The sequence below is a fragment of the Arsenicicoccus sp. UBA2120 genome, assembly GCF_002330965.1.
In the GTDB taxonomy this organism is placed as follows: domain Bacteria; phylum Actinomycetota; class Actinomycetes; order Actinomycetales; family Dermatophilaceae; genus Arsenicicoccus; species Arsenicicoccus bolidensis.
The window spans coordinates 11,505-11,707 of the sequence record NZ_DCYC01000058.1; positions in this window are offsets into that span (position 1 = coordinate 11,505).

Genomic DNA, 203 nt, shown 5'->3' on the forward strand with positions numbered 1-203 from the left:
GGCAGCGCCGGTCACGGCGACCTTGACGGGAGTAGCGCTCACGAGTTCGTCCTTCACGCGGGTGGTCGAATGGGTACCGCTCGAACCTATCAGCCACCTCCGACACCCTCACCTCCTGGTGCGCCGGCGTGACGCAGCAGACACCAGCCCTCCGGCCGTATTCCGAGCGCCCGCCGCCGACGGGGGCGGATTCGGGGGGTCCT